Source organism: Vibrio ichthyoenteri ATCC 700023 (assembly GCF_000222605.1).
GTDB classification, from domain to species: domain Bacteria; phylum Pseudomonadota; class Gammaproteobacteria; order Enterobacterales; family Vibrionaceae; genus Vibrio; species Vibrio ichthyoenteri.
In genome coordinates this window covers 1-2,694 of record NZ_AFWF01000276.1, presented here as the reverse complement: position 1 = coordinate 2,694, position 2,694 = coordinate 1, and the positions used below count along the sequence as shown (strand labels likewise).

The 2,694-nt window shown below is 43.6% G+C and carries 1 protein-coding gene; it reads left to right on the top strand.

Annotation, left to right across the window (positions count from 1 at the left end; genetic code table 11):
* Positions 1–2,660: type VI secretion system membrane subunit TssM (gene tssM, locus RH85_RS18245; RefSeq protein ID WP_006714194.1), on the top strand; the 2,660-nt coding region annotated here is incomplete at its 5' end.
* Positions 2,661–2,694: the final 34 nt, after the last annotated feature.

Sequence of the window (2,694 nt, the reverse complement as noted above, 5' to 3'; positions counted from 1 at the left end):
GTTTTACCTTCTCGCTGGATTCCGTCGATGATTTAGACAATTGGTTAGGTGAATTTTCCGCTGAATACAGTGATTTTATTACTCGTATCAATGATGTTTTGCCTCATGCTGTTTCTGGTCCAATGACGCTTGAAGATCGCAACGCGATTTACAGCTTTACTCGTCAAATTTCTGGATTGAAGGAAATTTTAGTTAAATTCTTAAGCGAAGCATTGGCAAGTGATCAATTTTCCACCTCCGCGTTAGTCCGAGGTGTCTACTTTACCTCTGTGTATCAACAGGGGGTTCCTACCAACGCTTTTGATGATGCAGCGTCGCGCAGATACGGATTGGGTCATGCAATAAACAAAGCCCAACAAGCGAAAAATTCCACCGTTTATTTTACGCAAAAATTGTTCAACAACGTGATCTATCCTGAAGCGGGATTGGCTTCAGATAATGTGCGCGTCACCAAGCACAACCGCCGTGTGATGGGGTTAACGGTGGTTGCCTGTTCGATTGTAACCGTGTTGCTGGTGGGAACGTGGCATCAATACTATTTGAGTAATATTCGACATGCAGATGCTGTCTTATCCAAAGTTAATGAATATAAGGGTGAATTGTCGGAGAACGTTTACTCGACATCCCAGCAGGAAATGCTGGAACCATTAAACAAAATACGTGAAGCAACATTGGAGTTTGGTTTTTTCCGTGACAAGCCTAAATACATCTCTGACTTTGGCTTGTATCAAGGGCATACCATTGGGCCAATGGTCGAAGAAACGTATCTCAATCTATTAGAAAATCGATTTTTACCCTTGTTGATGGCCGATCTGGTGGTTGAAATCAATCGAGCCACAACCGATGATGAAAAATTGGCTGTACTGCGCGTCTATCGCATGATGGTTGATAAGAGTGGTCGTTATCAAAATTACGTTTTGGACTACTTTGCGCAATATTGGCAACAAGAGTTCGGTGGTCAGCGTGATATTCAGACCACGCTCAAAAATCATCTAGAATACGCAATGCGCCATACAGACTTGACCGCTGATCGCTTGGCCGGCGATCAAGATGCAGAGCGGGTAATGAAACCCTACGACCAGGTCATAGCGCAAGTACAAACAGAACTGAGTGCAATTCCTAATGATCAGCGAGTCTATCGTAATCTAAAACTGAGTTCACAAATGGTTCTTGGTCCATCCATCAATTTGCGTAACCTTGTAGGTCCGGTATTTGGTGTGGTTTTTGAAGAACAAATGGTCAATAGCAGTGTCATTCATATTCCACAAATGCTAACCAAAAAGGGCTTTGAAGATTATTTCATGCCGAAATCAGAGGGCATTTCTGAACTTGCGTTAATTGATAGTTGGGTGCTTGGCTTGTCTAAAACGGCGCAGTTTAGTGAAGCGGACAAAATTGCTTTGCGTGACAAAGTACGTAGTCTCTATGTCGCCGATTATACAAAGACTTGGCGTTCTGCACTAAACGAAATAAATGTTCGCTATTTCAATGACATCAATGATGCGACCGTGGTACTTGAAAACTTAACTAGCAACGTAGAGCCCATTCAGCGCTTGCTTCGTGTGCTAGAAAGTAACACTCAGATGTACACCAATATTGTGGGAGATGAGGCAGCTCAAGAGGCGTTATTGAAAAGCTCAAAATATCGTGTAGCTTCGCAAATAGATGCGCCATTTTCTGAGTTAAATAGCATGTTAGCACCCGTAGGAGACAAGCCCGCTTACATCAATGAGGTTATTTCTGCGGTGGAAGGCTTACATGACTACGTAAAATCGATTCAAGAATCGTCAGATGTGGGCATGGCCGCGCTAGATGCGACGAAAGAGCGAGTCAGATTGGTAAACTCAGACCCAATTTACACGGTTAAACGCATTGCATCTGGATTACCTGCTCCGTTAAATACAATGCTTGAACGTTTGGCTGATGAAAGTTGGTATGTCGTCAAGCAAGAAGCTATTCGTCACCTAGAAATACGTTGGCACGAAGATGTCTACACTACATATCAGCGCAAACTTGCTGGCCGCTATCCGTTTAACCCAGCATCGAATAAGGACAGTTCATTTGTCGATTTTGAAGCGTTCTTTGCGCCAGATGGAACATTGGACAATTTTTATAATAATCAACTAAAGATGTTTGTTGAAGATAACTCCGTGTTTACCGATGAAGGGGCAAATGGTAAGTCAATCGTACGCAAAGAAGTGCTTGATCAACTCAAGCAGGCGAAACGAATTCAGCAAGCTTTCTTTAATCGTAAAGGCGTGCTAGACGTGAGCTTTTCCATTGAGCCACTGCTGTTGAGCGGGGACAAGCGACGCAGCGTCCTGAATGTCGATGGCCAGTACTTAGCGTACAATCATGGACCGAGAGACAGTGTTGAATTCATTTGGCCGAACACCTTCCGAGATTCTGCAGTTTCGAAAGTTACATTGGTACCGAGTAAGAATAATATCTCGCCTCGGAGTATCAATATTCGTGGACCTTGGGCGTTCTTCCGTTTGTTGGAGCAAGGTGATGTCGTGGGGGCAAGTGCAACGTCGGTAGACTTCAAGTTTTCGGTTGACGGTGGACAGATGATCTATCGACTCAATTCGGAAGCAGATATTAACCCATTTACCGAAAGACTGTTTAAGTCGTTCAAACTGTCGAAAACGCTCTATTGAAACAACGATAACTCTTCATGAACAGAAGAGCCGT